Raw genomic sequence first — 23,013 nt, 5'->3', positions numbered from 1 at the left:
AAAGGACCCATCTCAGGTCCTTTTTACTCGTTTATCTGACTGATAGCTCATGATCGTTATGATGAGACCAATGAATGTCACGCCTGCAGCAAATAACGGAACAAGCTGTAAATGTGTGATTTCGATAGCAAGACCGCCAAGCGCTGCACCGCCGGCATTCCCATATTAAAGGCAGAATGGAGAAATATTCGTATAGTAATAATTTGAGATTAAAGGAGTTAATTCTTTTGAAGCTTTTAAAAGTAATAGATTACGCAGCATTAATGGATATGCACAGAACAAGAAGCAAAGAAAGTCACTATAATCATTTGCCTATTGACGTAGGTAACAGGGATCGTTTTTTTAGTGCTCAGCCAATTGATTTAGAATTTCACATCAACAACCATACAGCAAACTTAAAAAGTGGAATATTTTCTTTTAATTCAAGCATCAAATCTGGTGAAGATAAGAATGACAAGGTTTCTGGGGAAGTGTTTTTACGAAAAGAGTCAAAGCACAAGCCCAATGTAATCTTCGTACATGGATGGCGAATGGATTCATACGACAGAATCAAGAAGATTTATCACGATAAGATCGTTAAAAATGATGATTGGAATATGTATTACTACACGCTGCCTTATCATTTCGATAGGGAACCACAAAATTCAACATATTCTGGTGAACAGATGATTAGCGCCAATATCAGTCGAACAGTGCAATCCTCCCAGCAAGCTATTGTTGAACTTAGAGGGCTGATTAAATGGATCAAGGAAAATGAAGGTGGGGAAATAATCGTAGTTGGTATTAGTTTAGGAGGGTGGCTAACAAACTTATTAGCAACAGTCGAGAAAGACGTGAATATTGTTGTATCAGCTTTTTATGCGAATAATATTGCGCATTCCATCTGGAACACTCTTCCTGGGAAGTATATACGAAGAGATCTGGAGGAACATGGAACAAAGTATGAAGAACTCGACAAAGCTTGGGATATTATGAACCCTAGTAAAGCAAAACTTCTCGTAGACAAAGAAAATGTACTCTTAATATCAGGAAAATATGACATGTATATCGACATAAACGATGCTGATACGCTGTGGAATAGTTGGAATCAACCTAAAAGGCACGTATACCGTTGTGGGCATGCTGGAATTGTACTATCTAGAAATAAAATAGCAGCCGACACACTTCAATTTATTGAAAGTAGGCTAAAGAAATAAAATGATGTTCATCCTACCTGCATTGTTGTGGGCCATGAGTTTAGTTTTGTTTCTTACTTATCCTGAAAATGAAGAACAAGATGGGGCAGCTTTATTGGATTTTTTGGTGGCTTTGGTGGTTTAAGTGTAATTTTGTCGTATACTTGGATGGTTCATCAAAAGGCTTCGGAGAGATCCGAAGCCTTAGGAGTTTATCATACATGAAAATATGACGCCAGCTGATCGTTTGCCAATCGGTTTCCAACAAAGAAGGAACCGAATTCGCCGTAGCGTGCACTGACTTCATCAAATCGCATTTCATAAACCAGTTTTTTGAATTGAAGAACATCGTCAGAGAAAAGGGTGACGCCCCACTCATAATCATCAAAACCGACTGACCCGGTAATGATCTGTTTTACTTTCCCAGCATAGCTTCTCCCAATTAAACCGTGACTTCTCATGAGAGATTTACGCTCATCCATTGAGAGCATGTACCAGTTGTCATTGCCAGAGCGTCTTTTATCCATTGGATAGAAGCACACGTATTTAGAAGAAGGAAGCTCTGGGTATAGACGCGCGCGTACATGTGGGTTTTCGTAAGGATCCCCGCCATCGCCGCCTCCTGCTAAGTAGTTGCTGAGTTCAACAACTGACACGTACGAATAGGCTGGAATCGTAAATTCTGCTAGTCGTGACTTGTTGAATTCAAGTTCGATTTCATTCAGTTCTTCCATTGTTGGACGTAAAATCATGAGCATAATATCTGCTTTTTGGCCGACAATACTATAGATTGTTTGGCTTCCAGCCTTATCGTGCTCAGCTGTTTTCCATTTTTTCATTAGACCTGTAAACTCATGAATAATGGCTTGACGCTCATCGCTTGTGAGCATCTTCCAAGCTGTCCAGTCAATTGTTCTAAAATCATGCAGCGCATACCAGCCGTCTAGTGTTTGAGCTGCTTCATTTGTTGTATGTTGTTCGCTCATTTCCTTCACTCCTATTTACAGTTTTCCATCTGTTCCAACTATAACATAGTTTGTCCACATGAAGATGTGATCAAAACTTGAACGAAGAAAACAGCTTTTATGGAAATTGATTTAATTAGTTTGAAAAATAAGAATTTAATTTGTAAGCGCTATAATGTAAGTTGGTAGTTTGAATTTATGTAGAAGAAGAGTATGCTTAAAAGAGAACGCTTTTTTTGTAAAATCAAGGAGGGTATTGAAGTGGCAGATATTTTTTCAACAGTTCAGGAAAAGGTTGCAGGTAAAGGCGTAAAGATCGTTTTTCCTGAGGGAATGGACGAACGCATTCTAGAAGCCGTTCAAAAATTAGCAGATGGCAAAGTATTGCAGCCGATTGTTGTAGGTAAAAAACAAGAAGTTGAAGCAAAAGCAAAAGAATTAGGTCTTACACTTGACGGTGTTGACGTGTATGATCCTCATACATATGAAGGTTTTGAAGAGCTTGTACAAGCTTTCGTAGAAAGACGTAAAGGCAAAGCAACAGAAGAGCAAGCAAGAAAAGCATTACTGGATGAAAACTATTTCGGTACAATGCTCGTGTATAAAGGTCTTGCAGACGGCCTTGTAAGCGGTGCGGCACACTCAACTGCTGACACAGTGCGCCCAGCACTTCAAATCATTAAAACAAAAGAAGGCGTAAAGAAAACATCTGGCGTCTTCATCATGGCTCGCGGCGAAGAGCAATATGTGTTTGCTGATTGTGCCATCAACATTGCACCAGACAGCCAAGATTTAGCTGAAATCGCAATCGAAAGTGCGAACACAGCAAAAATGTTTGACATTGAACCACGTGTAGCGATGCTTAGCTTCTCAACAAAAGGCTCAGCAAAATCAGACGAAACAGACAAAGTATCTGAAGCGGTTCGCATTGCAAAAGAAAAAGCACCTGAGCTTGTTCTTGATGGGGAGTTCCAATTCGATGCAGCTTTCGTTCCTTCAGTGGCAGCGAAAAAAGCACCAGATTCCGTCATCAAAGGCGATGCTAGCGTATTTGTTTTCCCTAGCCTCGAAGCTGGAAACATCGGCTACAAAATTGCCCAGCGCTTAGGTAACTTTGAAGCTGTAGGTCCAATCCTGCAAGGTCTAAACCAGCCAGTAAACGATCTTTCAAGAGGCTGTAATGCCGAAGACGTTTACAACCTTGCGCTTATTACAGCAGCTCAAGCACTATAATATAATCATCCAAGAGGCTAGCTTCGTGTTAAAACGAAGCTAGCTTTTTTATGTGAATTCAATTCGTTTTCAATCATATGCCTCTCGTGCTAGGAAATGGTAAAATAACGGAGGGCTATTTGAGGAATAAGGGTGTTTGACGCCGATCTCATTAAAAGACAAGAAGAATTCAACCGGGCCATCCTAAAACGACTCGAACAATTTGAAGAACAACAAAAAAAGCGAGATGAAAATCTCATGCTCGCTTTGAAAGAATCCATTGAAACAAAAAAATGATTGCTGCAGCTCAACAAAGAAAGTGGTGGAAATTTTGGAAATAAGACATTCATGACAATAGTCCACTTATACACTCACATGTGAGTATGATAAAATCTAACGATATTCGCCAAAACTGTATAAAGTATTCTAAGAAAATCATTTTGTTTAAAATAACCTTAAATATACAAGATATCTATTTCTATAAATTAACTATTGTGTAATTATTAAGGGGGTAATGACATTGTTTTTTAAAAAATTGACAGAAGAAGAAAGAAAGTACACAGATAAAGCAGCAGGAATAGCATTTGTATTCTATCTAATTGCATTATCTATAAGTTCTTTATATTCATTTTTTAAGGAAACAGGATTTAATTTATATTTTATGATCTTGATGGTTGGTTTAATCATATTTTTCATGAGTGACTTCTTATTCAGAAAAACAAAAAACACGAAAAATGATAAAAATCATCGAAGTATAAAATAAACTTAAAAGGATCGGGGAGTATATTATGAAAAAATACGGGATTTTATTTTTAAGTTTAGTGTTCCTATGCGCAACACTATCATTATCAATTTCACCTACCAACGCACATGCACAAGTATCAAACAAAACACAAACAGATGTAGTAAAATTTGAAAAAGAATTTAACAAATTAATAGTTACACTAGAAAAAATGGTTTCTAAAGGGATTGATTTTCAAGACTTAAAAAATAATAGCAACAAAAAAATCGCATCTCTTACAACTGAAGAAAAAAAAGTATACCAAGATTACAAAGCCTATATTGAAAATCCTGAAAACCAAAAAAATAATTCATTAAACTCAAGAATCATAGATAACGGAGAAATCTCAACTTTAGCTAAAAAAGCAAGTGGTATTTACATTTCTCAAAAACAAATACAAAGAATAAACGATGTTACAAATTTTAGTGGTGGCATATTCGGAGTGGCTTCAGGCTTAATTAGAATGAAACTGGGATTAAACCCAACTGCCTTATCATTGTTAATTATAGCAGTTGCTACTCTAGGGATAAGTGGTCTTAATCTTTGCAATAAATATAAAAAAGGAGTTTATCTTAAAGGAGAATTCGTAGGATCAATATATATGCCTTTAGGAACTGTATCTTGTGTAGCAAAAAAATAAATATGAAACAACATAGAAAAGCAGGCTATCTTCTAGCCTGCTTTTCTACTTAATTATGTAATTTTTAATACCAACATACCAATGTGCCATGACTTCAAACGTCTCATTGGCTACTTCATCATCCACTGGATACTTAGAAATCTCTAAAATGGCTTTCTATTCTTCCATTTCCTTGCAGACTTCTTTTTCAATCGCTTCCGCATCGATTCCTTTTTTCCTTTAACCTGCTGCACGTGTACGATTGGTGTATAATCCAATTTCATGGCATGCTTCCAAAGGCATGTCCATTCTGTTTGATTAATATAGTTCTTACCAAAGTAATTAGTACGAACAGGCATTAACACATGAAAATGCGGATGATATGTATTTTCTTCATGATTTTTCGTAATCTCTAAAGCTCTGAAATACCGACGCACCGCAGAATTAACTTTTTTATATTTCATCAATCTATTAAAGCCTTTCATCATATCCGAAATGGTCTGCAGATCATCGCCCTCAACGTTTTTTTCTGTTAACGTGAGAAGCATCCATGCGGGCTTATATTGCCGATTGGCTTCTACAACGGTCAATTTGTTGTAATAAGCAATTTTCAATGACCTTCGCCACGCACACATAGGATGTCTGGAGCTATCATCGGTTTTACAACAGCTTTTTATTCGTTAAAGGCAGACATATCCATAAAAAAGAACAAATCATAGAACTCAACAAAACGCTGAATACATTAAAGCAGCAATCACAAAACATCATCTCACTTTATGATGCACTAAAGGGAGAGGCAGGACAAGCCATCCGAGCGTTTTATACAGAATGTCATATTCCTTTTTGCAATTCTTTCAGGTCGTCATTGAGGAATACAGCTCTGCGCTTAAAAAAACAAAGCAGGCACTTCATGCCCTTGAATCAAATCAGCACGGTTTTATTTCACAAACATTTATCGAACACGAACTTGATCAAGGTTTGAAAAAAGCGGAGCGAGCGATTTCTGACATCGAAACAGATGTAAGCCACGCGATTGGCAGGGTCAGTCATATCGTTCATTTGCCTCATGTAGACGAGTCTGCCTTTCAACAAAGCTATCAAAAAGCATGGCTTGAGACCTCCAGAACCATTGGACTGCTTCATGCCTTTGACAGAGAACAAACAAGTGCTATGAATGAAACAGCAAGTGCATTGCAAACAATGAAGCAATACATAAACACCTTAAGCACCATGTTCACCGGCCCAAAAATCGAGATCACCAGCTATCAAAAGGGATCTATTTTCAAAGACACAAAAGAAGAAAAAGGAAGCAGCACAATCAGAGGATTGAATGACAAAATAGACAACCCGAAAGACAATCCGATGATGATCATGCTGAAGAAATTGAGAGAGAAAGAACAGGCGAATGTGGATACGGTTGTTCGGGGTGACACCCATAAAAACATCAACAAGCAAATCAAAGCAAACGATCCATCGCTTATGATATTACAAAGGGAAGCGGTAAGCGGGAAATATAAGATTCATAGAGACATCAGGGTCGTAAATGGTACACTATATAACGTAAAAGGCATTGAAAAGCTAAAAGAATTCGACATCGCCGATGAAGTAGTCACAGATCCGTCGGACATTGATTTTATAGGCGGGAGATACACCGTTTACGTCAATAAACAAATCATTCGAACGTATATCGCAAACGGCGAAGTAAGAATAGAAGAAGTCGACAACATCCCAGAAAGCCGCAGCCACGGAAATGCCAAACGCATACTAGACGGTGAAAACGTCTCAACTGCCGAAAACATCATCCTAGAATACAGCGGCATCTACGACGGATACCGAGCCGTCACAGGCAAAGACCCTGAAACCAGCAAAAACATCAGCAGCACCGACCAAGCCCTATCCGCAGCCTCTATCATCCCATTTATGAAAATCATTAAAGGCGGGAAGTATGTCTTTAAGATTGATCAATGGAAGAATGTGGTGAAGAGGGTTGAGAAGACAAGAAAGGGTACGGGTGAACTGATTAAATTCAAAGGTGATGAAGCTATTATTCATTTCGAAAAGCATAGTAAAGAGATAATGGGGGCAATGGGCAAAAACAAATACAATATCAAAAATTATCTTGAAGATGCAAATCACCTCGTTCAGAAGGGCCAATATGTACCAGAACTGAATGGATATGTGAGAATTGTTGGTGGAAAGGGAAGTGCAAAATACGGATTTGTTGGGCTCGATAGAAAAACAGGAAATATCACCACATTTCATATAAAATCCGTTAAAGAACTTTCTAAAAAAGCACCAAGTTTAGGGATAAAAACAAAGAAGTAAAAAAAGGGTGATCGTATTGAAAATAAAAAAAATAAACTGGATTTCACAAGAAGCTTCAGAAGCTGAAGTGATTGTAACAGATGGTGAACTGGAAATAATGTGTTTTGCTCAACCATTAAATTACCTTGAAGAAAATGAACTATTAGAGCCTATTTATTGTTTAGATGTGTCAGACCTAGTGAAAGCTGAAATATCAGAGTATAGAATTGAAAAATTAGATGATAATTTTAGCTATAGTTTCTTAGGACAATTAATTGATAAGCGTGATGAAAAAGTGAGAGTGGGCGGACTCTTATTAGAATTGGATTACAATATACCGGGAGATATAAATGAAGGCGATTTTATAAGTTTTAATTGTCAACGACTTGATATTTATTAGTATGAAATGATGTCTTTAAACCCTTGAAAGTCTATAAACTTTTAAGGGTTATTTGAAATATAATAATAGTTGAATCGGTATACCTGCTGAAGAACGATAATGATCAGATACACTCAGGGATGGCTTGTTAAATTGATAAGAGAATAAAAAATGCAGATTCTTTAGGAGCATTAAATGAACAAAAAACAACAACTAACGAAACAAATCCAAACGATCATCAACATCCTAGAAAAAGAATATTCACAAGAAATCAATCAAGGTGTTCTCCAATTAATATACAAAAGATATAAAAATGCACAAAGGATCATTCAGAACAATGAAGATCTCCAAAAGATTGTGATCATTGGCGGGGTAAGAGCTTATTTGGATAGTTATAATGACTATCTAAACCCCTTTCTAGATGAATTACATAAAGCAGAGAGTTTACTTAAAGAAATGCTGTAATAGATAGGACGGTTGTCTGTAGTACTGGAATCAAGTCTTGTATTGGGCAGTAAAACAGAGAAAGGAATGCCTATGGAACATAAACAAAACAAAAATAAAAAAACATCCAACTGGCTATTAAGTATCAGTATTCTTATTGTTATAGGAACAGCTTTGATTAGAGGAGTTTCTTACTCAGATGCTGATTATCGCGGTTTCCCTATTGATTGGCTAGTTCTGCACGGACATCATACTTTTGAATTTCTATTGTGGGGTTTTATACTCAATGTGGTCATTTACTATTTTCTTTTAAAAATGCTCCTCCGTTTGTATAAAAGGGTGATGAAAAAATCAACTGCTAGAGGAGGCTCTTAAAATGCTCAATTTACCTCAAAACCCAAATCTTCACGTGAATAAACCAGCAAGTGACATACACATCAAAAAGGCAGAATCCCAGCTAAACATGGTGCTGCCCCATGCATATAAAGCATTGCTAAAACAGACAAATGGATGTTCCATTGAAGGCGACCTGCTTTTATACGGAACTGAGGACATAGTGGAACGCAATGCAACGTGGGAAGTCCATCATTATGCCAGCGGCTATGTAGCCATTGGTGACGATGGCGGCGGGCGAGTACTTCTCATGCGGCAGGCTGAAGAGGAGAAAAAAGTGTGGATCGTCGATGCTGGTGTGATGGATCCTCAGCATGCGGAATTGGTGGCTGAAGACTTGTTGAGCTGGGTAAATGAGGGCTGTTTCATAGAAGTTTAGTCTATTAAGGAGATGATCGATTTGCCGTGGAACACATTGATCGCTGCATGCCTCGTGGTTGGGGTTCCTGTCATTTTAATTACAGCTGTTTATTTCATCGCGAAAAGGAAGAACAAAAAAACCAAAGCATCCAGTTGAAAAGCTCTGTGACGTTCCTTGTCATAGAGCTTTTTTCTCTCTCATTCTCCCTCCATGTTATAATAAACACAGTTTATGAACGAGAGGATATGCAGGACATGAAAAATGAACCTATTGAGTTACTGACGCAGCCGACATGGCGAATCATAGATCAATCGAGCCTTGGTCTTTATGTGGACCCGAAGCAATCCTTTGCAATGGACGATACGCTTTGTGCGTCGGTTGGGAAAGGACTCTCACCAGCCACAGCACGTTCTTGGGTGCACCACAATACGATCGTTCTTGGGATTCAGGATACAAGGCTTCCATTTCTCCAAGATGGTGTAAAGCTTCTTGAGGAAGAGGGATATCGCGTCATTGTGCGCAATTCAGGCGGTCTTGCTGTTGTGCTGGATGAAGGCGTACTGAATGTGTCTTTAATCTTTGCGGAACAAAAGAAGGGCATTGATATTGACCGAGGATATGATGCGATGGTCGAATTGATCCGCCGGATGCTGGCAATGTATGAGGCGGAGATTGAAGCCTATGAAATTGTCGGCTCTTACTGTCCAGGCAGCTATGATTTAAGCATCAATGGAAAGAAATTTGCAGGCATTTCTCAGCGCAGATTACGCGGAGGGGTCGCTGTGCAAATCTATTTGTGTGCAGATGGAAGCGGGCGTGAGCGTGCCGATTTGATCCGTCGTTTTTATAACGCCGCCTTAAAGGATAAACGACAAGAAGTGAAGGCAGTGTTTCCCGATATACAGCCTGATACGATGGCATCTTTATCAGAGTTAATTGGTGAACCAATCGATTGTACGCTTCTCATGCGTCTTTTACTAGAAGAGCTTCAAAAGCTGAGTGATCAACTGACAGCATCAGGACTGAACGCAGAAGAACAGCTGGAATTTGAAAAAAACATGACGCGGATGATTGAGCGGAATGAGAAGGTGTTTTCGTAAAAAGAAAGGGAGGATTCCGGTGAAATCAAAAAACGGCAGTTACCTCTATTTACTATGGCTTCCTGTCATCATAGGAGCCGGCTACGGCATTTCGCTTTTCGTGCCGTTTCTTCAGCCTGTATTGACACTTGGCATCGCAGGGCTTTTTATTTTTATTTTTGGTGATTTTCAGGTGAGACAGGTCAGGTATATCTTTATGTTCGTGTTTTTGATCAATGTCCTTTTTAGTGTGATGCTATTTTTGGATATATAAAAAAGTGCTTCCCGCAGGTGGGGAGCACTTTTTGTTATTCTGCCATTTTTTCAAGGTTGCCGTTCCGGTCCATTTTAAAGGTTGGTGCGGCATTGTCGTCATCTTCAAACAAAACTAGTTTTCTTGCACGGTTCATGATTTTGACGAGTGTTTCATAATCTTCTTGAATCGTGAGCTGATCCTTTTCAAGCTTTTTCACTTCAGCCTCTAGCTGCGAGACTTTATGTGATAGTTCGTTATTTTCTCGTTTTAACCGGCTGTTTTCCATACGTAAGGCAGAGGATTGCTGTCCATCGCCTTCATAGCGGCGTAAGAAATCAATGATATCTTCGATGGTTAATTCCTGACGCTGCCTAAACGGATTGGCTTCTGGTTTTTTCTCGACACCGTGGGAAGCCTGTGACAATAAATGTGATAAACTAGCTAACTCTTCATTGTAGCTTTTATCGACAAACTGAAGCTGTTCAGCTGTTTCAGCTGCTGGTGCAAACGTTTCTTCCTTTGCTGGTTCCAGCTCCTCAGAAAATTCCTCCTGTATGATCGTTTCTTCTACTTGCGGCTGATAGAGTAATCGTTTTTTCGCAGGCTGGCCATTGCCGAGTGCACGCATTCGTTGCTTTCGCTGTTTTTTGGCAAGTGCCAAGGCTTTTTCATATTGATGCCTCACGACAGCATTCCATCTAAAACCGCATGCCGCTGAGGTGCGGTTCAGTTTGTCTCCTACTTCTTCAAACGCGTTCAGCTGTGTGCTGCCCTCTCTGACATGGCGTAAGACGGTTTCTGCCAGAAGGAGATCATCTTCCTCTGACCAAGCATCTTGTCTTTGTTTTGACATGTGTTTAAACCCCCATATGATTTGATGGTATTAGATTAGCCAAGTTGAAGAAGGTTTATACAAGTTTGCTAAAAGGATAGTGGAAAATACTAGCTTTTATATGAACACGTATCGGCGGTTACAATGCATCTTGCAAGTCCAGCCGCTTCGATGTACAATGTTGGGTGGTATATTATTCACTCTTGGTTGTCCAACTGTTTCATATAGAATGAAGTTTCATCATTGAAAGGAAGCGTAAGACCATGGCTAATGAGTTTCGCGTATGTGACGATTGTGATGCGACGAACCTGAAGACGTTATTGCCTCGACTCAAATCGGTTGACCCTGATGCAAAAATTGAGATTGGCTGTCAATCCTATTGTGGTCCAGGACGAAAAAAGGCTTTTGCGTTTGTGAACAATCGCCCATTATCCGCACCAACAGAAGATGAGTTAATCGAAAAGGTTCAAAAAAAAGTCAAATAAATGTCACTGAATGTGTTCAGTCGACCTAAAAAAGAGGTCCGTCCCTGTCAGGTCGGGCTTTTTACGTCCGTGTAATCTTTGAGAACACATTCACCAGCAAATTCAAGGATGTTTTCGGGAAAAGTTACCCGATATAATAGAAACACGTCTTAAAAAAGAGGGACGAAACGATGGCGTATCCAAAAGGGAAATTATCTGAAGAAAAGGTATTTAAAGATCCTGTGCACCGGTATATTCACGTACGGGACGCATTAATATGGGATTTAATAGGAACTAGAGAATTTCAGCGCCTGCGACGAATTAAACAGCTAGGAACCACTTACTTGACGTTTCATGGTGCAGAACACAGCCGATTCAATCATTCACTCGGTGTATACGAGATTGTGAGACGAATTGTCGATGATGTGTTTAAAGGTCGACCTGAATGGGATGAAGGGGAGCGTGAGCTTGTACTCAGTGCCGCCTTGCTTCATGACCTCGGTCATGGTCCATTTTCTCATTCCTTTGAAAAGGTCTTCCACTTAGATCATGAATTGTTTACAAGAGATATTATTTTAGGGAAAACGGAAGTAAATGAAGTGCTTCGCCGGGTCAGTGATGATTTCCCGAAGCATGTGGCGGAAGTCATTGCCAAAACCTATCAAAACAAACAGGTTGTCAGTTTGATCTCAAGTCAAATTGATGCCGACCGAATGGACTACTTGCAGCGTGATGCCTACTATACAGGCGTCAGCTATGGCCACTTTGATATGGAGCGTATTTTGCGAGTGATGCGTCCGAGAGAAGATCAGATTGTGATGAAGCAGAGCGGGATGCATGCCGTAGAGGATTATATTATGAGCCGCTATCAAATGTACTGGCAGGTTTATTTCCACCCAGTGACACGCAGTGCGGAAGTCATTTTAACGAAAATCCTCCATCGAGCCAAAGAGCTGCATGAAACCGGCTATATGTTTACACATGCCCCTGTTCATTTTTATTCGATTTTTGAAGGGAATGTCACCACAGAGGATTATATTAAGCTGGATGAATCCATTGTCTTATTTTATTTTCAGGCGTGGGAAGACGAAGAAGATCATGTGCTGGCTGATTTGTGCCGCCGTTTTATGAACCGCCGATTGTTCCAATATACAGAGTTTAATCCAAATGAAGAAATGACGAAATATTTCAAGCTGACCGCCTTGTTCAAGGAGGCAGGCATTGATCCTGACTATTATTTAGTGGTCGACTCTTCCTCTGACTTGCCCTATGACTTCTACAGACCGGGGGAGGAAGAAGAGAGGCTGCCTATTCACCTCTTAACGCAAAGTGGTCATATTAAAGAACTGTCGAGACAGTCAGATATTGTTGACGCCATTTCCGGTAAACGAAGAACCGATCATAAACTTTATTTCCCGATGGACTTAATTGTAGATATGTCGGAAAAAGCTGAAGAAAAGAAGGCGATCATGAAGCTGCTTGGATTGGGATAAGGAAGTACTGAAAAAGGAGATGTCGGGAATTTGTTGAAAGAGCATGCAAAGTTGATGAAGGTGTTCTCTGAATCAGGGGAAATCGTTGGACGGAAAAAGCTGCAAAAAATGATTTACATAGCAAAAAAGCTAGATTTGCCTTTTTACGAGAAATACGATTTTCATTTTTATGGCCCCTATTCAGAGGAGTTGACGCTCAGAATTGAAGAGCTGTGCAACCTTGGATTCTTGGACGAAATGAAGGAAAAAAAGGGCGGATACTATCAATATCGCTATTCGCTGACGGACAATGGGAAAGAGTTTCTCGATCAGTGTGAAGTGGACATGCCTGACCTCAAAGTGCTGACGAAGCAGATGAACGAGCAATCGTCTCGTTTCCTTGAGCTCGTCTCAACGATTTTATACTTTGATGACCTGCCTCAACATGAGGTGAAGGAAAAGGTCTTCACCATTAAAAGCAAGCAGCGCTATACGGACGAAGAATTTGAGGCTGCCCTAGCTTATATCGATCAGTTGAACGAACTGAACTAATTTGACAAGAGCCCGACTTTTTGGGCTCTTTTTGTTTTGGAAGACCCAGACCAAAGCGCTATTTTTCGATAAAATGTGTGCCGGAATATCCGAAAAATTAGTGAATATGACGTGATTCGACTTTCTTCCTGTGTATCTAATTCCCTGTTTTTGACTGAATAGAAGGAAAATATCGAATTTTCAGTGAATATATAACCTTGTGAAAAAACAAAGGAGGGATAGGGATGAAAAAGCGTTCAGTCTTTTTGTCATTTTTATTGGTAGGTAGTTTGTTACCGGGGGTAAGTTCAGCTTCAGCGCCAGTAGCGAGTGCAGGTCATGGGCATGATCATGGTCATGCGCCGTTCGAAACACATATTAGTGAGGGGTTGCCAAAGGCAAATGATTTTAAAGATTTGATGACAGCACCTCCAATTGAACGAGATGTCACAACAAAGGTATTAGATGAGTCTGGTAAGCAGGTAGGCTCCAGAACCTTTAAGGCCAATACAGGAGATTCTATTTCAACAAAAGCAAGTACAGGCAGTCAGAAAGTGACAGTCTATGCAGTTGCTGATGCGCAGTATCGCGCGAAATATAGTGATTGGCAGACGCGGATTGCCAGCATCATCGAGCAAGCGGACGTCACATTTAACCGCGACCATGATGTGGACTTTGTGGTGCAAGCAGTAGGATCTTGGACGTCTTCTGGATCAAATGCAGAGCAAATTCTATCAAACCTTCAGCGTAGCTTTGATGGCAGAGGGTACGACTTTGTCACAGGATTTACAGCAAATCCAAACTTTGATGCTGGCGGAATTGCTTATGTTTACAATCGTGCACCGAGCGGAAGTGCATTCGCTGTCAACCTTGACCAAGGAACAGCGAATACAGCAAAAGCCGCTACGCATGAATACGGTCATAACTTTGGCTTGCCGCATGACCCTCAAGGCAGCGGAATTGTCTGCTTAATGAATTATGATTATTCCTACACAGTCGATTACTTCGATGCGGCTCATAAAAGTCAAGTGAACCGTAATAAAGCGTGGTACAGATAAGATAAGAGACAAAAGGACAAACACCTTATGTGCTTGTCCTTTTTTATGCTTACAGGTCGCTCATTCGCTTTCCTGCTACGGCATAGTGTTCTTTTTTCATTTCTTCAATAATGACAGAGACTTTTTCTGCACCTGCGCCTGTTGTTTCGACAACGGCATCAGTGACTTTCTCCACAAGAGCTCTTTTCTGCTCGTCTGTTCTTCCTTCAAGCATTTGAACGGTGACAATCGGCAATGCAAAAACCTCCTTTTTCCTTTAGTGCTACGCTTCCCTTTAGTTTAAGGGACTTCTTATAGTATACTGAATGAAGTAAATCATTGTATAGAAAGAAAGAGGGATTCATGCCTTTGAACCAATTTCTTGTTTATCCATTAGAACTTATTCCATATGTCGCCATTACGCTTGTCGTTGCATTCACGATGCACGAGCTGGCGCATGCATATGTTGCGTATCGTTTTGGAGACCCGACAGCTAAAAATCAAGGGAGACTCACGCTAAATCCACTAAAGCATCTCGATATATTCGGGACGATCTTGATCTTTGTGGCTGGGTTTGGCTGGGCGAGACCTGTACCGGTAAACCGGTACCATTTTAAGAACCCGCGTTTAGCAGGGATTTGTGTGTCGATCGCTGGACCTTTAAGCAACTTGATCTTAGCGTTTTTGGGCTTTTTTGTGTATGTGCTTCTTCAGAAATTCGGTGGAGAGTGGATCATGCGCTTTGAGCCGGGGGTCGATTATTTCTTCAAGATTTTTATTAACTTGAACGTCATTTTGTTCCTATTTAATTTGTTGCCGATCCCACCTCTAGACGGGTATCGCATTATTGAGGACGTCGTCAGTCCTGGCATCCGCGCGAAGATGACGCAATTTGAGCAATATGGGATTATCATTTTCCTCATATTGGTCATTACGCCGCTAGGTCAGTTTGTTTTTGGTCCGTTGATCAGTATGAGAGATCAAATTATTTACTGGTTTAATTTAATTTTGAAACCGCTGCTTTAGGAGGTCTAACAAATGGAAGGTAAAAAGAAGAAACCGATTGGTTTTAATATCATTAAAAAAACAGATGCAACTGACGGTCATGGAGGTTTTGGGGCAGGCGCCCTCAGTCTTGATAATATCTCGCCAGTCATCATTGATGTAGAGGAAAAGGAAGCTGTCATTGATATTGGTGCCATGCATGCAAGAAGTGCAGTAGAAAAAGGGATTAAATTTTTGAAAACAAAAGAAGAGGTACCAAACGGAAAGCCGTATTGGCTCGTATGGGTGACCATTGACCGCAGAGAAGATGGACCTTATTATGCAGGGGTGACGGCCTGTGAAATGACCGTCGACCGTTCGATTCGCCGCGGATATAAGTCTCTTCCAGAGCATGTGAATTTTATGGATAAATCCATGAAGCGCAAAATTGTCGTCAATCATATGGATGACGTATCGAAAAAGGTGCTTGCTGATTTTTTGAAGAGTCATAATGAAGCATTATGGGAAGCATCCACAGATGAATTAAAAGAAGGATTGGCTGTCCCTGAGTAATTGTGAATTTTTTGTGAAGAATGGCTGAGGGCCACCAATTCCAGCCGTTTTTTGAGTAAACTGGTGTTAAAGCTAGGACATGGAGAATCCCGAGATGTGTATCTCGGGGTTTTTCATGTCTTTTTTGATTTCTTTACCGTTTCAGCCACTTTTCCCACCATTTCTTTGGCTTTTGATCCTGAACTGGGTCTTGCTCAGAGGATTTCTCCTCAGCACCATAGCAGACTCCTGTCGGCTCAGTTCCTTCTATAAAATAGGTAAATACCTTTGATTCACATCCTGGACCAGCAAGGTCGCCGGTTTTTGGATTGATATACACGCCTTTTACGCCGTCTGGCGGCTTAAAGGAGGAGGCTGGCTGCTGCGTGAGGGCTGATTCCATAAAGGAGGCCCATATTTTTTTCGCATAGGCGGTTTCTTCGACCGAGTCAATGGTGCGCCCTTTATCATAGCCGGTCCACACACCTGTGACGAGCTGGGGTGAGAAGCCGATCATCCAGCTGTCTGCTCCTGTCGTCCCCGATTTTCCGCCATATGTTCGTGTGAGTTCCTTCATAATGGTACGTCCAGTGACACTTGTATATCCATTTAGTTGATCATTGAACATCCCTGACATCATGTCGGTGGTAACAAATGCTGCTTTTTCATCTAGGGCTTGCTCTCGTTTTTGTTTCTCCTCAAAGAGCACGTTGCCTTTTGCGTCTATTACTTTCGTAATAAAGGTTGGCTTGACGCGTTTGCCGCCATTGACAAGCATAGCGTAAGCATTGGTCATTTCAATTGGTTTGACAGGAGACGTGCCTAGGGCAAGTGAGGGCACTTGATCTAGTTTCTCGTTGATACCAAATGTCTTACCTGCACGTACAAGCTGCTCCATGCCTAAAAACAGATGGGTTTTGACGGCATAAATATTATCAGACAGCGCCAGGGCTTGGAGCATCGTAATGCCGTCATTGGCGTAATAGCCGTGATAGTTACTTGGTGAATAAGCAGCACCGCTCCCTTGATCATCCAGCTCAAAAACCGTTTCCTCACTGCGCATGACAGTTGCTGGTGTAAAACCATTTTGCAAGGCAATGTAATAGAGAAGGGGTTTCATTGTTGAACCGGGCTGTCTTTTGGCCTGTGTCACCCGATTGAATGGGCTTTTCTCATAATCTCGTCCCCCAACGAGGGCAAGCACATGTCCTGTTTGGGGATGGATGGCGGTAAAGCCGACTTGGATGTCTGAATGAGAATTCATCGTTTTTTTCAGCGTCTTTTCTGCGATTTTTTGTAACTCTGGATGTAAGGTCGTTTGTATATGAAGTCCGTAGGTTTCGATCTGTTCCTCAGTTAACCCCAAGGTTTGTTTCAATTCTCTAATCACATCATCATAAAAATACGGGGCTTGCTTTGCTTGCAGCTGCTTCTGCTGCAGCGGACGATAGGACAGCTTTTCTTTTGCGGCATCAGCGGCTGCTTTTTTTGAAATCATGCCATCCTCTTGCATCTGACTTAGAATCATGGCTTTTCTTGCCTCTGCTTTCTCCTCATTCACATAAGGAGAATAGAGGGAAGGTCCCTTTGGGATACCAGCAAGCAGGGCAGATTCGGATAGGGTCAAGTCCTTCGCCTTTTTCCCGAAATAAAGGCGGGACGCCGCCTCCACACCGTACGCTCCGTGACCATAATAAATGGTGTTCAAGTATCCTTCTAAAATCTCATCTTTTGTATAGTTTTGCTCTAAGCGGATCGTGTAATAGGCTTCATTCCACTTCCGCTTCCACGTTTTATCATGATCTAAATAGAGATTTCGTGCATATTGCTGGGTGATTGTGCTGGCACCTTGCACCTTTGCCATCGCACGAATATCGGCCACCGCAGCTCCCGCCATCCGTTTTATATCAAAGCCATGATGCTCATAAAAGGTTTTATCCTCAACAGCTACAACTGCCTGTCTGATATGAGGGGACATGTCCTTTAACGGAACCCAATATCTCTTTTCTCCAAAGCTGGATTCTCCAAGTTTTGAGCCATCTGCTGCATAAATGGTCGTGGATTGGGGAACTTGAACAGAAGGGGCACCTTGCCACTTTGCAAGTAAAAGAATCGTCAAAAAGACAGTGCCTGCAAATAGAAAGGCGAGCAAGCCAATAAAAAAGCAGGCTCGAATCGTTTTCACGGTCATGCGGATTTTTTTATTACTCATGATTGTGTCCATGCAAAGCCCCCATTTTGACGGTTTTTTATCAGTATGGAACAAAGAAAACCGTTTTAAACAAGTGATTGCATGAGTGTGCCTTGAAAGGTGAAGATATCGCATGCGGTTCTTTACAATTTGATATGAATCCACTATACTTTTTTCTTGGACAATCGATATAGTCATAGCCGATAAAAGGCGCTAACAATAGATGTTTGTTTATTATTGGATGAGAGGAAGATGGACAATGAGCGAACTTTGGTATACAGAGAAGCAAACGAAGAATTTTGGCATTACATTAAAGGTGAAGAAAACCCTTCACACAGAACAAACAGACTTTCAGCATTTAGAAATGGTGGAAACAGAAGAGTTTGGCAATATGCTGTTTTTAGACGGCATGGTGATGACATCTGAGAAAGATGAGTTTGTATACCACGAAATGGTGGCACATGTTCCTCTTTTCACTCATCCAAACCCGGAAAATGTTCTTGTCGTAGGCGGAGGAGACGGCGGTGTGATTCGTGAAATCCTCAAACACCCAAGTGTGAAAAAGGCTACGCTTGTTGATATTGACGGCAAGGTGATCGAATACTCGAAGAAATTCCTTCCTTCCATTGCTGGGAAACTAGACGATCCTCGTGTGGATGTCAAAGTGGGAGACGGCTTTATGCACATTGCGGAAGCTGACAACGAGTATGACGTCATCATGGTGGACTCAACTGAGCCAGTTGGGCCAGCTGTGAACCTGTTCTCTAAAGGATTTTACGCAGGAATTTCAAAAGCACTCAAAGAAGACGGTATTTTCGTTGCACAAACGGACAACCCTTGGTTCACACCAGAGTTGATTACAAATGTACAGCGTGATGTAAAGGAAATTTTCCCGATCACAAAGCTTTACACAGCGAATATCCCAACGTATCCAAGCGGTCTTTGGACATTTACAATCGGTTCTAAGAAATATGATCCACTTGCTGTGGAAGACAGCCGCTTCTTTGATATTGAAACAAAATATTACACAAAAGAATTGCACAAAGCGGCATTCGTTCTGCCGAAATTTGTGAGCGACTTAATGAAATAAATCATGCGAAATGGAAATGCGCAAATGACGGTTTGCGCATTTTTTTAAGCGTAAAAGGAGGAATCTTGCATGAGATTCGACGAGGCTTATTCAGGAAAAGTATTTATTGGAAGTCATCCGACATGGGAAGATGCAAAAGTCATTTTATACGGTATGCCGATGGATTGGACAGTCAGTTACCGCCCAGGCTCACGTTTTGGTCCGAACCGTATTCGTGAAGTATCCATTGGTTTAGAAGAATACAGCCCTTATTTAGATCGTGAGCTGCACGAGGTGCCATTCTTTGATGCTGGTGACATTCCACTTCCTTTTGGGAACGCACAAAAAAGCTTAGATTTAATTGAAGAGTATGTCGACAGCATTTTAGAAAAAGACAAATTTCCATTAGGAATGGGCGGCGAGCATCTTGTGTCTTGGCCGGTTTTCCGTGCAATGCATAAAAAATATCCAGATTTGGCGATCATCCATATGGATGCACATACGGATCTTCGTGAGGAATATGAGGGAGAGCCGCTTTCTCATTCCACACCCATTCGTAAAGCAGCAGGACTCATTGGACCTGAAAATGTGTTCTCTTTCGGGATCCGTTCTGGGATGAAAGAAGAGTTTGAATGGGCAAAAGAAGCGGGCATGCACATGTCTAAATTTGAAGTGCTGGAGCCCTTGAAGCAAGTATTGCCAAGGCTGAAGGGACGCCCAGTTTATGTCACGATCGACATTGATGTACTAGACCCAGCACATGCACCTGGTACAGGAACGGTTGATGCTGGCGGCATTACGTCAAAAGAGCTGCTTGCATCCATTCATGCGATTGCAGGCTCTGATGTCCAAGTAGTCGGTGCAGACCTTGTCGAGGTAGCACCTGTATATGATCACTCTGACCAAACAGCGAATACAGCGAGCAAGCTTTTACGCGAAATGCTGCTTGGGTTTGTGAAATAAACATTTTAATAGAGGAGCTTGTCATCTCATGTGGACAAGCTCTTTTTTTACATTGGGAAAAAAATAAAGGAGGCAGCTCATGGTTTCTTCTATATTGATGGTGTTACTCGCTGTATGTGTGTTAGCGGCAGGCTTTTTCACATTGAAACGAGAGCTCGCATCTGAGCCGCCAGTTTTCGCTTCGAAAAAAGAGGCAAAGGAAGAGATGGTTGGTCTGTTTCAGGATCGAGGATTTTTCTATCTCACTTGCATTGCGTTATTCATGCAGGTGGTATGTAAGCAAGCACATATCGTTCCATTTGATTTTTTCCAGGCATTTTTGGCAAGTTCAGGCATACAAGCTCTTTTTTATTTAATAAATCGAAAAGACTTGGGATTAAAGGCTGGACTCGTTATATTTGGTCAATTTCATTTTTCTCTTTTGCTAAAGTGATTTTAGAAGATCAAAAACGAAGTTTAATCCTAGTGAAGAAGAGAAATGATGGTATGATAGGCGATCGTGAATATGGTATACTATTTTAGTTAAACGGGTCTTAGCAAAGGAAGTGCAAAATGACACAAAACCAAATTTCAATTCATGTAAAGTCAGTGATGAAACCAGAGACGGAACCGGCTGAAACGATCGAATTCCGGACAACTGGAACGTACCAAGAGAAGAATGACAAAACGTATCTCACTTACCATGAAGAACATGAAATGGGTCAAGTAAAAACCGTTGTGAAAATGAGTGATAAAGAAATTTTTGTCATGAGATCAGGTGCCATTCAAATGAAGCAGCGCTTTCTCATTGGAGAAACGACCGTCACACATTACACGATGCCATTCGGTACACTTCAGCTCGATGTTCACACACATGGCATTGATCTCGATGTGGACAAGGGACTGCTGCACATTACGTACGATATGCTCACAGGTGAAGATCAAAAGCATTTACATACATTATCGATTTCGTATAAGGAGGATTTACGTTCATGAATATCGCAGAACAGGTCAAAGATGCGTTAAAAGAAGAAATCATTGCGGCAGTCGTCAAAGCAGGACTTGCTGATGAAAGCCAGGTGCCTGATGTCCTTTTGGAAGAGCCAAAAGAGAAAACGCACGGTGATTACTCCACCAACATGGCGATGCAGCTTGCCCGCATTGCGAAAAAAGCACCTCGTCAAATCGCAGAAGACATTGTCAATGCGTTTGACAAAGGGAAAGCGTCTATTGAAAAACTGGATATCGCAGGTCCAGGATTCATTAACTTTTATATGAACAATCAGTATTTAACAAAGCTCATCCCATCGGTCCTTGAGGCAAAAGAGGCATACGGCGAAACGAATACAGGCGGCGGCCAGAAGGTACAAGTCGAATTCGTTTCAGCAAACCCAACAGGTGATCTTCACCTTGGACATGCCCGCGGAGCAGCTGTAGGTGATTCTCTTTGCAACATCCTTGATAAAGCAGGGTTCGACGTGAGCCGTGAATACTATATCAACGATGCAGGGAATCAAATCAATAACCTCGCTTTATCTGTAGAAGTACGTTACTTTGAGGCGCTCGGTCTTGAAAAAGAAATGCCAGAGGACGGCTATAGAGGAGAAGACATCAAAGGCATTGGTCAAAAGCTTGCTGATGAATTTGGTGACCGTTTCGTGCACGAGCCAGAAGAAGAGCGCATGAAGTTCTTCCGTGAGTACGGATTAAAATACGAATTAGAAAAATTACGTGTAGACCTGGAGAATTTCCGTGTCCCATTTGATGTATGGTATTCTGAAACATCTTTATATGAAAACGGCAAAATTGAACCAGCGCTAGAAACGCTTCGTGAAAAAGGCTATATCTTTGAAGCAGACGGCGCGACATGGCTGCGTTCAACTGATTTTGGCGATGACAAGGACCGTGTACTGATTAAAAAAGACGGCAGCTTCACGTACTTGCTTCCAGATATCGCATATCATAAGGACAAACTGGATAGAGGCTTTGATCAGCTCATTAACATTTGGGGAGCAGACCATCATGGCTATATCCCTCGAATGAAAGCGGCCATCCAAGCCCTTGGATATCCAGCGGACAAGCTTGAAGTAGAAATCATTCAGCTTGTTCACCTATACAAAAACGGTGAAAAGATGAAGATGAGTAAGCGTACAGGAAAAGCAGTCACAATGCGTGATCTGATTGAAGAAGTAGGCTTAGATGCCACTCGTTATTTCTTTGCGATGAGAAGTGCGGCGACACATATGGACTTTGACCTAGACTTAGCGATTTCTACGTCGAACGAAAACCCTGTGTATTATGCACAATATGCGCATGCGAGAATTTGCAGTATGCTGCGTCAAGGGGAAGAAAAAGGCTATGAGCCGAACCTTGAAAAAGCAGACTTCTCTCATATCCAATCGGAAAAAGAATACGATCTTTTGAAAATCATCGGCAGCTTCCCAGAAGTCGTAGCAGAAGCCGCTGAAAAACGTATTCCGCACCGTGTGACGAACTATATTTATGACCTTGCATCAGCCCTTCACAGCTTCTACAATGCAGAGAAGGTCATTGATGTAGAAAACGAAACAAAAACGATAGCACGTCTATCACTCATGAAAGCAACACAAATTACGCTAGCCAACGCATTCAAACTAATTGGCGTATCTGCACCGGAAAAGATGTAATGCATAAAAGTCCCGCTCTACTTTAGAAGCGGGGCTTTTTATATGAAAAACCCGCTATCTTCTAAAGAAAGCGGGTTTTGAAAATTAACCAAGCGTATTAATAATGTTAGAAATAGAATCAAATAATTGGCTAAGTACATCAGAGAACATTGAGCGTAACCTCCTTCCGAAAAGCATTTAGTCTGTGTGCAAAATTGGATTAACCAAGCGTATTAATAATGTTAGAAATAGAATCGAATAGCTGGCTGAGAACATCTGAAAACATGTTTTTGCCTCCTCTCTTTTCGTTGTGACATCTACTTAAC

General features: G+C 41.1%; 28 protein-coding genes and 2 pseudogenes. 25 read left to right on the top strand and 5 right to left on the bottom strand.

Annotated features, from left to right (window positions below; translation table 11 throughout):
* Positions 1 to 227 precede the first annotated feature (227 nt).
* The gene (locus tag NPA43_RS16945; RefSeq protein WP_249704825.1) at positions 228 to 1,196 is read left to right on the top strand and encodes an alpha/beta hydrolase family protein; all 969 of its coding nucleotides are present in this window, start codon (positions 228 to 230) and stop codon (positions 1,194 to 1,196) included.
* A 194-nt stretch (positions 1,197 to 1,390) separates the two neighbouring features.
* On the opposite strand, the gene hemQ is transcribed toward NPA43_RS16945, so the two are convergent.
* Positions 1,391 to 2,161, bottom strand: coding sequence for a hydrogen peroxide-dependent heme synthase (gene hemQ / locus NPA43_RS16940; RefSeq protein WP_256499091.1), 771 nt, complete (start codon positions 2,159 to 2,161; stop codon positions 1,391 to 1,393).
* A gap of 240 nt (positions 2,162 to 2,401) precedes the next feature.
* On the opposite strand from hemQ, the gene pta reads away from it, so the two are divergent.
* The 5 genes from pta to NPA43_RS16920 all read left to right on the top strand — a co-directional run bounded on the left by pta (position 2,402) and on the right by NPA43_RS16920 (position 4,773).
* Positions 2,402 to 3,373, top strand: a complete 972-nt coding sequence (pta, locus tag NPA43_RS16935; protein WP_249704823.1) for a phosphate acetyltransferase — start codon at positions 2,402 to 2,404, stop codon at positions 3,371 to 3,373.
* 132 nt (positions 3,374 to 3,505) lie between these two features.
* Positions 3,506 to 3,649 carry a hypothetical protein gene (locus NPA43_RS16930; protein WP_230030593.1) on the top strand — a complete coding sequence of 48 codons (144 nt, stop codon included), beginning with the start codon at positions 3,506 to 3,508 and terminating at the stop codon, positions 3,647 to 3,649.
* Positions 3,646 to 3,693: a hypothetical protein gene (locus tag NPA43_RS19315; RefSeq protein ID WP_326839047.1), complete on the top strand. Its 48-nt coding sequence runs from the start codon at positions 3,646 to 3,648 to the stop codon at positions 3,691 to 3,693. The genes NPA43_RS16930 and NPA43_RS19315 overlap by 4 nt, the downstream gene beginning before the upstream one ends.
* Positions 3,694 to 3,872: 179 nt before the next feature.
* A complete protein-coding gene (locus NPA43_RS16925; RefSeq protein ID WP_099726554.1) occupies positions 3,873 to 4,115 on the top strand; it encodes a hypothetical protein in 243 nt (80 codons plus the stop codon).
* Positions 4,116 to 4,140: 25 nt separating this feature from the next.
* Entirely contained in the window at positions 4,141 to 4,773 is a 633-nt protein-coding gene (locus tag NPA43_RS16920) for a hypothetical protein (RefSeq protein WP_099726553.1), read from the top strand.
* A 45-nt stretch (positions 4,774 to 4,818) separates the two neighbouring features.
* Here the strand turns inward: NPA43_RS16920 and NPA43_RS16915 are convergent.
* Positions 4,819 to 5,390 (bottom strand): annotated as a pseudogene (locus NPA43_RS16915) (protein rep); the annotation flags it as partial.
* A gap of 56 nt (positions 5,391 to 5,446) precedes the next feature.
* On the opposite strand from NPA43_RS16915, the pseudogene NPA43_RS19310 reads away from it, so the two are divergent.
* From NPA43_RS19310 to NPA43_RS16880, 8 genes and pseudogenes are all read left to right on the top strand, one after another.
* Positions 5,447 to 5,952 (top strand): annotated as a pseudogene (locus tag NPA43_RS19310) (LXG domain-containing protein); the annotation flags it as partial.
* A complete protein-coding gene (locus NPA43_RS16910; protein WP_371930244.1) occupies positions 5,953 to 7,077 on the top strand; it encodes a pre-toxin TG domain-containing protein in 1,125 nt (374 codons plus the stop codon). It abuts the pseudogene before it with no gap.
* Positions 7,078 to 7,093: 16 nt separating this feature from the next.
* On the top strand, positions 7,094 to 7,456 hold the full coding sequence (locus NPA43_RS16905; RefSeq protein ID WP_099726552.1) for a hypothetical protein: 363 nt from the start codon (positions 7,094 to 7,096) through the stop codon (positions 7,454 to 7,456).
* Positions 7,457 to 7,630: 174 nt separating this feature from the next.
* Entirely contained in the window at positions 7,631 to 7,900 is a 270-nt protein-coding gene (locus NPA43_RS16900; RefSeq protein ID WP_099726551.1) for a hypothetical protein, read from the top strand.
* 12 nt (positions 7,901 to 7,912) lie between these two features.
* Positions 7,913 to 8,254 carry a hypothetical protein gene (locus NPA43_RS16895; protein ID WP_249704821.1) on the top strand — a complete coding sequence of 114 codons (342 nt, stop codon included), beginning with the start codon at positions 7,913 to 7,915 and terminating at the stop codon, positions 8,252 to 8,254.
* Position 8,255: 1 nt separating this feature from the next.
* Positions 8,256 to 8,651, top strand: coding sequence for an SMI1/KNR4 family protein (locus NPA43_RS16890; RefSeq protein ID WP_099726549.1), 396 nt, complete (start codon positions 8,256 to 8,258; stop codon positions 8,649 to 8,651).
* A gap of 236 nt (positions 8,652 to 8,887) precedes the next feature.
* On the top strand, positions 8,888 to 9,733 hold the full coding sequence (locus NPA43_RS16885) for an octanoyl-[GcvH]:protein N-octanoyltransferase (RefSeq protein ID WP_249704820.1): 846 nt from the start codon (positions 8,888 to 8,890) through the stop codon (positions 9,731 to 9,733).
* A gap of 19 nt (positions 9,734 to 9,752) precedes the next feature.
* On the top strand, positions 9,753 to 9,986 hold the full coding sequence (locus NPA43_RS16880) for a DUF5970 family protein (protein ID WP_099726548.1): 234 nt from the start codon (positions 9,753 to 9,755) through the stop codon (positions 9,984 to 9,986).
* Between the two features lie 34 nt (positions 9,987 to 10,020).
* Here NPA43_RS16880 and NPA43_RS16875 read toward each other — a convergent pair whose 3' ends face one another.
* Positions 10,021 to 10,821, bottom strand: coding sequence for an RsfA family transcriptional regulator (locus NPA43_RS16875; RefSeq protein ID WP_099726547.1), 801 nt, complete (start codon positions 10,819 to 10,821; stop codon positions 10,021 to 10,023).
* Positions 10,822 to 11,063: 242 nt separating this feature from the next.
* On the opposite strand from NPA43_RS16875, the gene NPA43_RS16870 reads away from it, so the two are divergent.
* From NPA43_RS16870 to NPA43_RS16855, 4 genes are all read left to right on the top strand, one after another.
* Entirely contained in the window at positions 11,064 to 11,285 is a 222-nt protein-coding gene (locus tag NPA43_RS16870; protein ID WP_230030598.1) for a YuzB family protein, read from the top strand.
* A 170-nt stretch (positions 11,286 to 11,455) separates the two neighbouring features.
* Complete coding sequence (locus NPA43_RS16865; RefSeq protein ID WP_099726545.1) at positions 11,456 to 12,757, top strand: HD domain-containing protein; 1,302 nt, start codon at positions 11,456 to 11,458, stop codon at positions 12,755 to 12,757.
* Between the two features lie 30 nt (positions 12,758 to 12,787).
* The gene (locus NPA43_RS16860; RefSeq protein ID WP_099726544.1) at positions 12,788 to 13,288 is read left to right on the top strand and encodes a YwgA family protein; all 501 of its coding nucleotides are present in this window, start codon (positions 12,788 to 12,790) and stop codon (positions 13,286 to 13,288) included.
* 224 nt (positions 13,289 to 13,512) lie between these two features.
* Entirely contained in the window at positions 13,513 to 14,325 is an 813-nt protein-coding gene (locus NPA43_RS16855) for a zinc-dependent metalloprotease (protein WP_099726543.1), read from the top strand.
* 49 nt (positions 14,326 to 14,374) lie between these two features.
* Here the strand turns inward: NPA43_RS16855 and NPA43_RS16850 are convergent, their stop codons facing one another.
* On the bottom strand, positions 14,375 to 14,560 hold the full coding sequence (locus NPA43_RS16850; protein ID WP_003214939.1) for a 2-hydroxymuconate tautomerase: 186 nt from the start codon (positions 14,558 to 14,560) through the stop codon (positions 14,375 to 14,377).
* Between the two features lie 113 nt (positions 14,561 to 14,673).
* On the opposite strand from NPA43_RS16850, the gene NPA43_RS16845 reads away from it, so the two are divergent.
* Together NPA43_RS16845 and NPA43_RS16840 are read left to right on the top strand one after the other, a co-directional pair.
* The gene (locus NPA43_RS16845) at positions 14,674 to 15,330 is read left to right on the top strand and encodes a site-2 protease family protein (RefSeq protein WP_230030859.1); all 657 of its coding nucleotides are present in this window, start codon (positions 14,674 to 14,676) and stop codon (positions 15,328 to 15,330) included.
* Positions 15,331 to 15,342: 12 nt separating this feature from the next.
* Positions 15,343 to 15,861 carry a YwhD family protein gene (locus NPA43_RS16840; protein ID WP_099726541.1) on the top strand — a complete coding sequence of 173 codons (519 nt, stop codon included), beginning with the start codon at positions 15,343 to 15,345 and terminating at the stop codon, positions 15,859 to 15,861.
* A 133-nt stretch (positions 15,862 to 15,994) separates the two neighbouring features.
* On the opposite strand, the gene NPA43_RS16835 is transcribed toward NPA43_RS16840, so the two are convergent.
* Positions 15,995 to 18,064 carry a transglycosylase domain-containing protein gene (locus NPA43_RS16835; RefSeq protein WP_256499090.1) on the bottom strand — a complete coding sequence of 690 codons (2,070 nt, stop codon included), beginning with the start codon at positions 18,062 to 18,064 and terminating at the stop codon, positions 15,995 to 15,997.
* A gap of 226 nt (positions 18,065 to 18,290) precedes the next feature.
* Between NPA43_RS16835 and speE the strand changes: the two genes are divergently transcribed.
* From speE to argS, 5 genes are all read left to right on the top strand, one after another.
* Positions 18,291 to 19,121: a spermidine synthase gene (gene speE / locus NPA43_RS16830; RefSeq protein ID WP_099726539.1), complete on the top strand. Its 831-nt coding sequence runs from the start codon at positions 18,291 to 18,293 to the stop codon at positions 19,119 to 19,121.
* A 69-nt stretch (positions 19,122 to 19,190) separates the two neighbouring features.
* Positions 19,191 to 20,063: an agmatinase gene (speB, locus tag NPA43_RS16825; RefSeq protein ID WP_230030600.1), complete on the top strand. Its 873-nt coding sequence runs from the start codon at positions 19,191 to 19,193 to the stop codon at positions 20,061 to 20,063.
* A 79-nt stretch (positions 20,064 to 20,142) separates the two neighbouring features.
* The gene (locus NPA43_RS16820; RefSeq protein ID WP_099726537.1) at positions 20,143 to 20,496 is read left to right on the top strand and encodes a hypothetical protein; all 354 of its coding nucleotides are present in this window, start codon (positions 20,143 to 20,145) and stop codon (positions 20,494 to 20,496) included.
* A 119-nt stretch (positions 20,497 to 20,615) separates the two neighbouring features.
* Entirely contained in the window at positions 20,616 to 21,038 is a 423-nt protein-coding gene (locus tag NPA43_RS16815) for a YwiB family protein (RefSeq protein ID WP_099726536.1), read from the top strand.
* Positions 21,035 to 22,708 carry an arginine--tRNA ligase gene (gene argS, locus NPA43_RS16810; RefSeq protein ID WP_099726535.1) on the top strand — a complete coding sequence of 558 codons (1,674 nt, stop codon included), beginning with the start codon at positions 21,035 to 21,037 and terminating at the stop codon, positions 22,706 to 22,708. Before NPA43_RS16815 ends, argS begins: the two co-directional genes overlap by 4 nt.
* Positions 22,709 to 23,013 lie beyond the last annotated feature (305 nt).

The sequence above is a fragment of the Bacillus pumilus genome, assembly GCF_024498355.1.
GTDB classification, from domain to species: Bacteria; Bacillota; Bacilli; order Bacillales; family Bacillaceae; genus Bacillus; species Bacillus pumilus_P.
The sequence above is the reverse complement of the archived record's forward strand: the minus strand, read 5'-3'. Positions and strand labels throughout refer to the sequence as shown.

Coding starts and splice junctions, on each gene's coding strand:
- hemQ (WP_256499091.1), bottom strand. CDS start 2,161: ATGAGCGAACAACATACAACAAATGAAGCAGCTCAAACACTAGACGGC.
- NPA43_RS16920 (WP_099726553.1), top strand. CDS start 4,141: ATGAAAAAATACGGGATTTTATTTTTAAGTTTAGTGTTCCTATGCGCA.
- NPA43_RS16910 (WP_371930244.1), top strand. CDS start 5,953: ATGAAGCAATACATAAACACCTTAAGCACCATGTTCACCGGCCCAAAA.
- NPA43_RS16900 (WP_099726551.1), top strand. CDS start 7,631: ATGAACAAAAAACAACAACTAACGAAACAAATCCAAACGATCATCAAC.
- NPA43_RS16890 (WP_099726549.1), top strand. CDS start 8,256: ATGCTCAATTTACCTCAAAACCCAAATCTTCACGTGAATAAACCAGCA.
- NPA43_RS16885 (WP_249704820.1), top strand. CDS start 8,888: ATGAAAAATGAACCTATTGAGTTACTGACGCAGCCGACATGGCGAATC.
- NPA43_RS16875 (WP_099726547.1), bottom strand. CDS start 10,821: ATGTCAAAACAAAGACAAGATGCTTGGTCAGAGGAAGATGATCTCCTT.
- NPA43_RS16870 (WP_230030598.1), top strand. CDS start 11,064: ATGGCTAATGAGTTTCGCGTATGTGACGATTGTGATGCGACGAACCTG.
- NPA43_RS16865 (WP_099726545.1), top strand. CDS start 11,456: ATGGCGTATCCAAAAGGGAAATTATCTGAAGAAAAGGTATTTAAAGAT.
- NPA43_RS16855 (WP_099726543.1), top strand. CDS start 13,513: ATGAAAAAGCGTTCAGTCTTTTTGTCATTTTTATTGGTAGGTAGTTTG.
- NPA43_RS16840 (WP_099726541.1), top strand. CDS start 15,343: ATGGAAGGTAAAAAGAAGAAACCGATTGGTTTTAATATCATTAAAAAA.
- NPA43_RS16835 (WP_256499090.1), bottom strand. CDS start 18,064: ATGGACACAATCATGAGTAATAAAAAAATCCGCATGACCGTGAAAACG.
- speE (WP_099726539.1), top strand. CDS start 18,291: ATGAGCGAACTTTGGTATACAGAGAAGCAAACGAAGAATTTTGGCATT.
- speB (WP_230030600.1), top strand. CDS start 19,191: ATGAGATTCGACGAGGCTTATTCAGGAAAAGTATTTATTGGAAGTCAT.
- NPA43_RS16820 (WP_099726537.1), top strand. CDS start 20,143: ATGGTTTCTTCTATATTGATGGTGTTACTCGCTGTATGTGTGTTAGCG.
- NPA43_RS16815 (WP_099726536.1), top strand. CDS start 20,616: ATGACACAAAACCAAATTTCAATTCATGTAAAGTCAGTGATGAAACCA.
- argS (WP_099726535.1), top strand. CDS start 21,035: ATGAATATCGCAGAACAGGTCAAAGATGCGTTAAAAGAAGAAATCATT.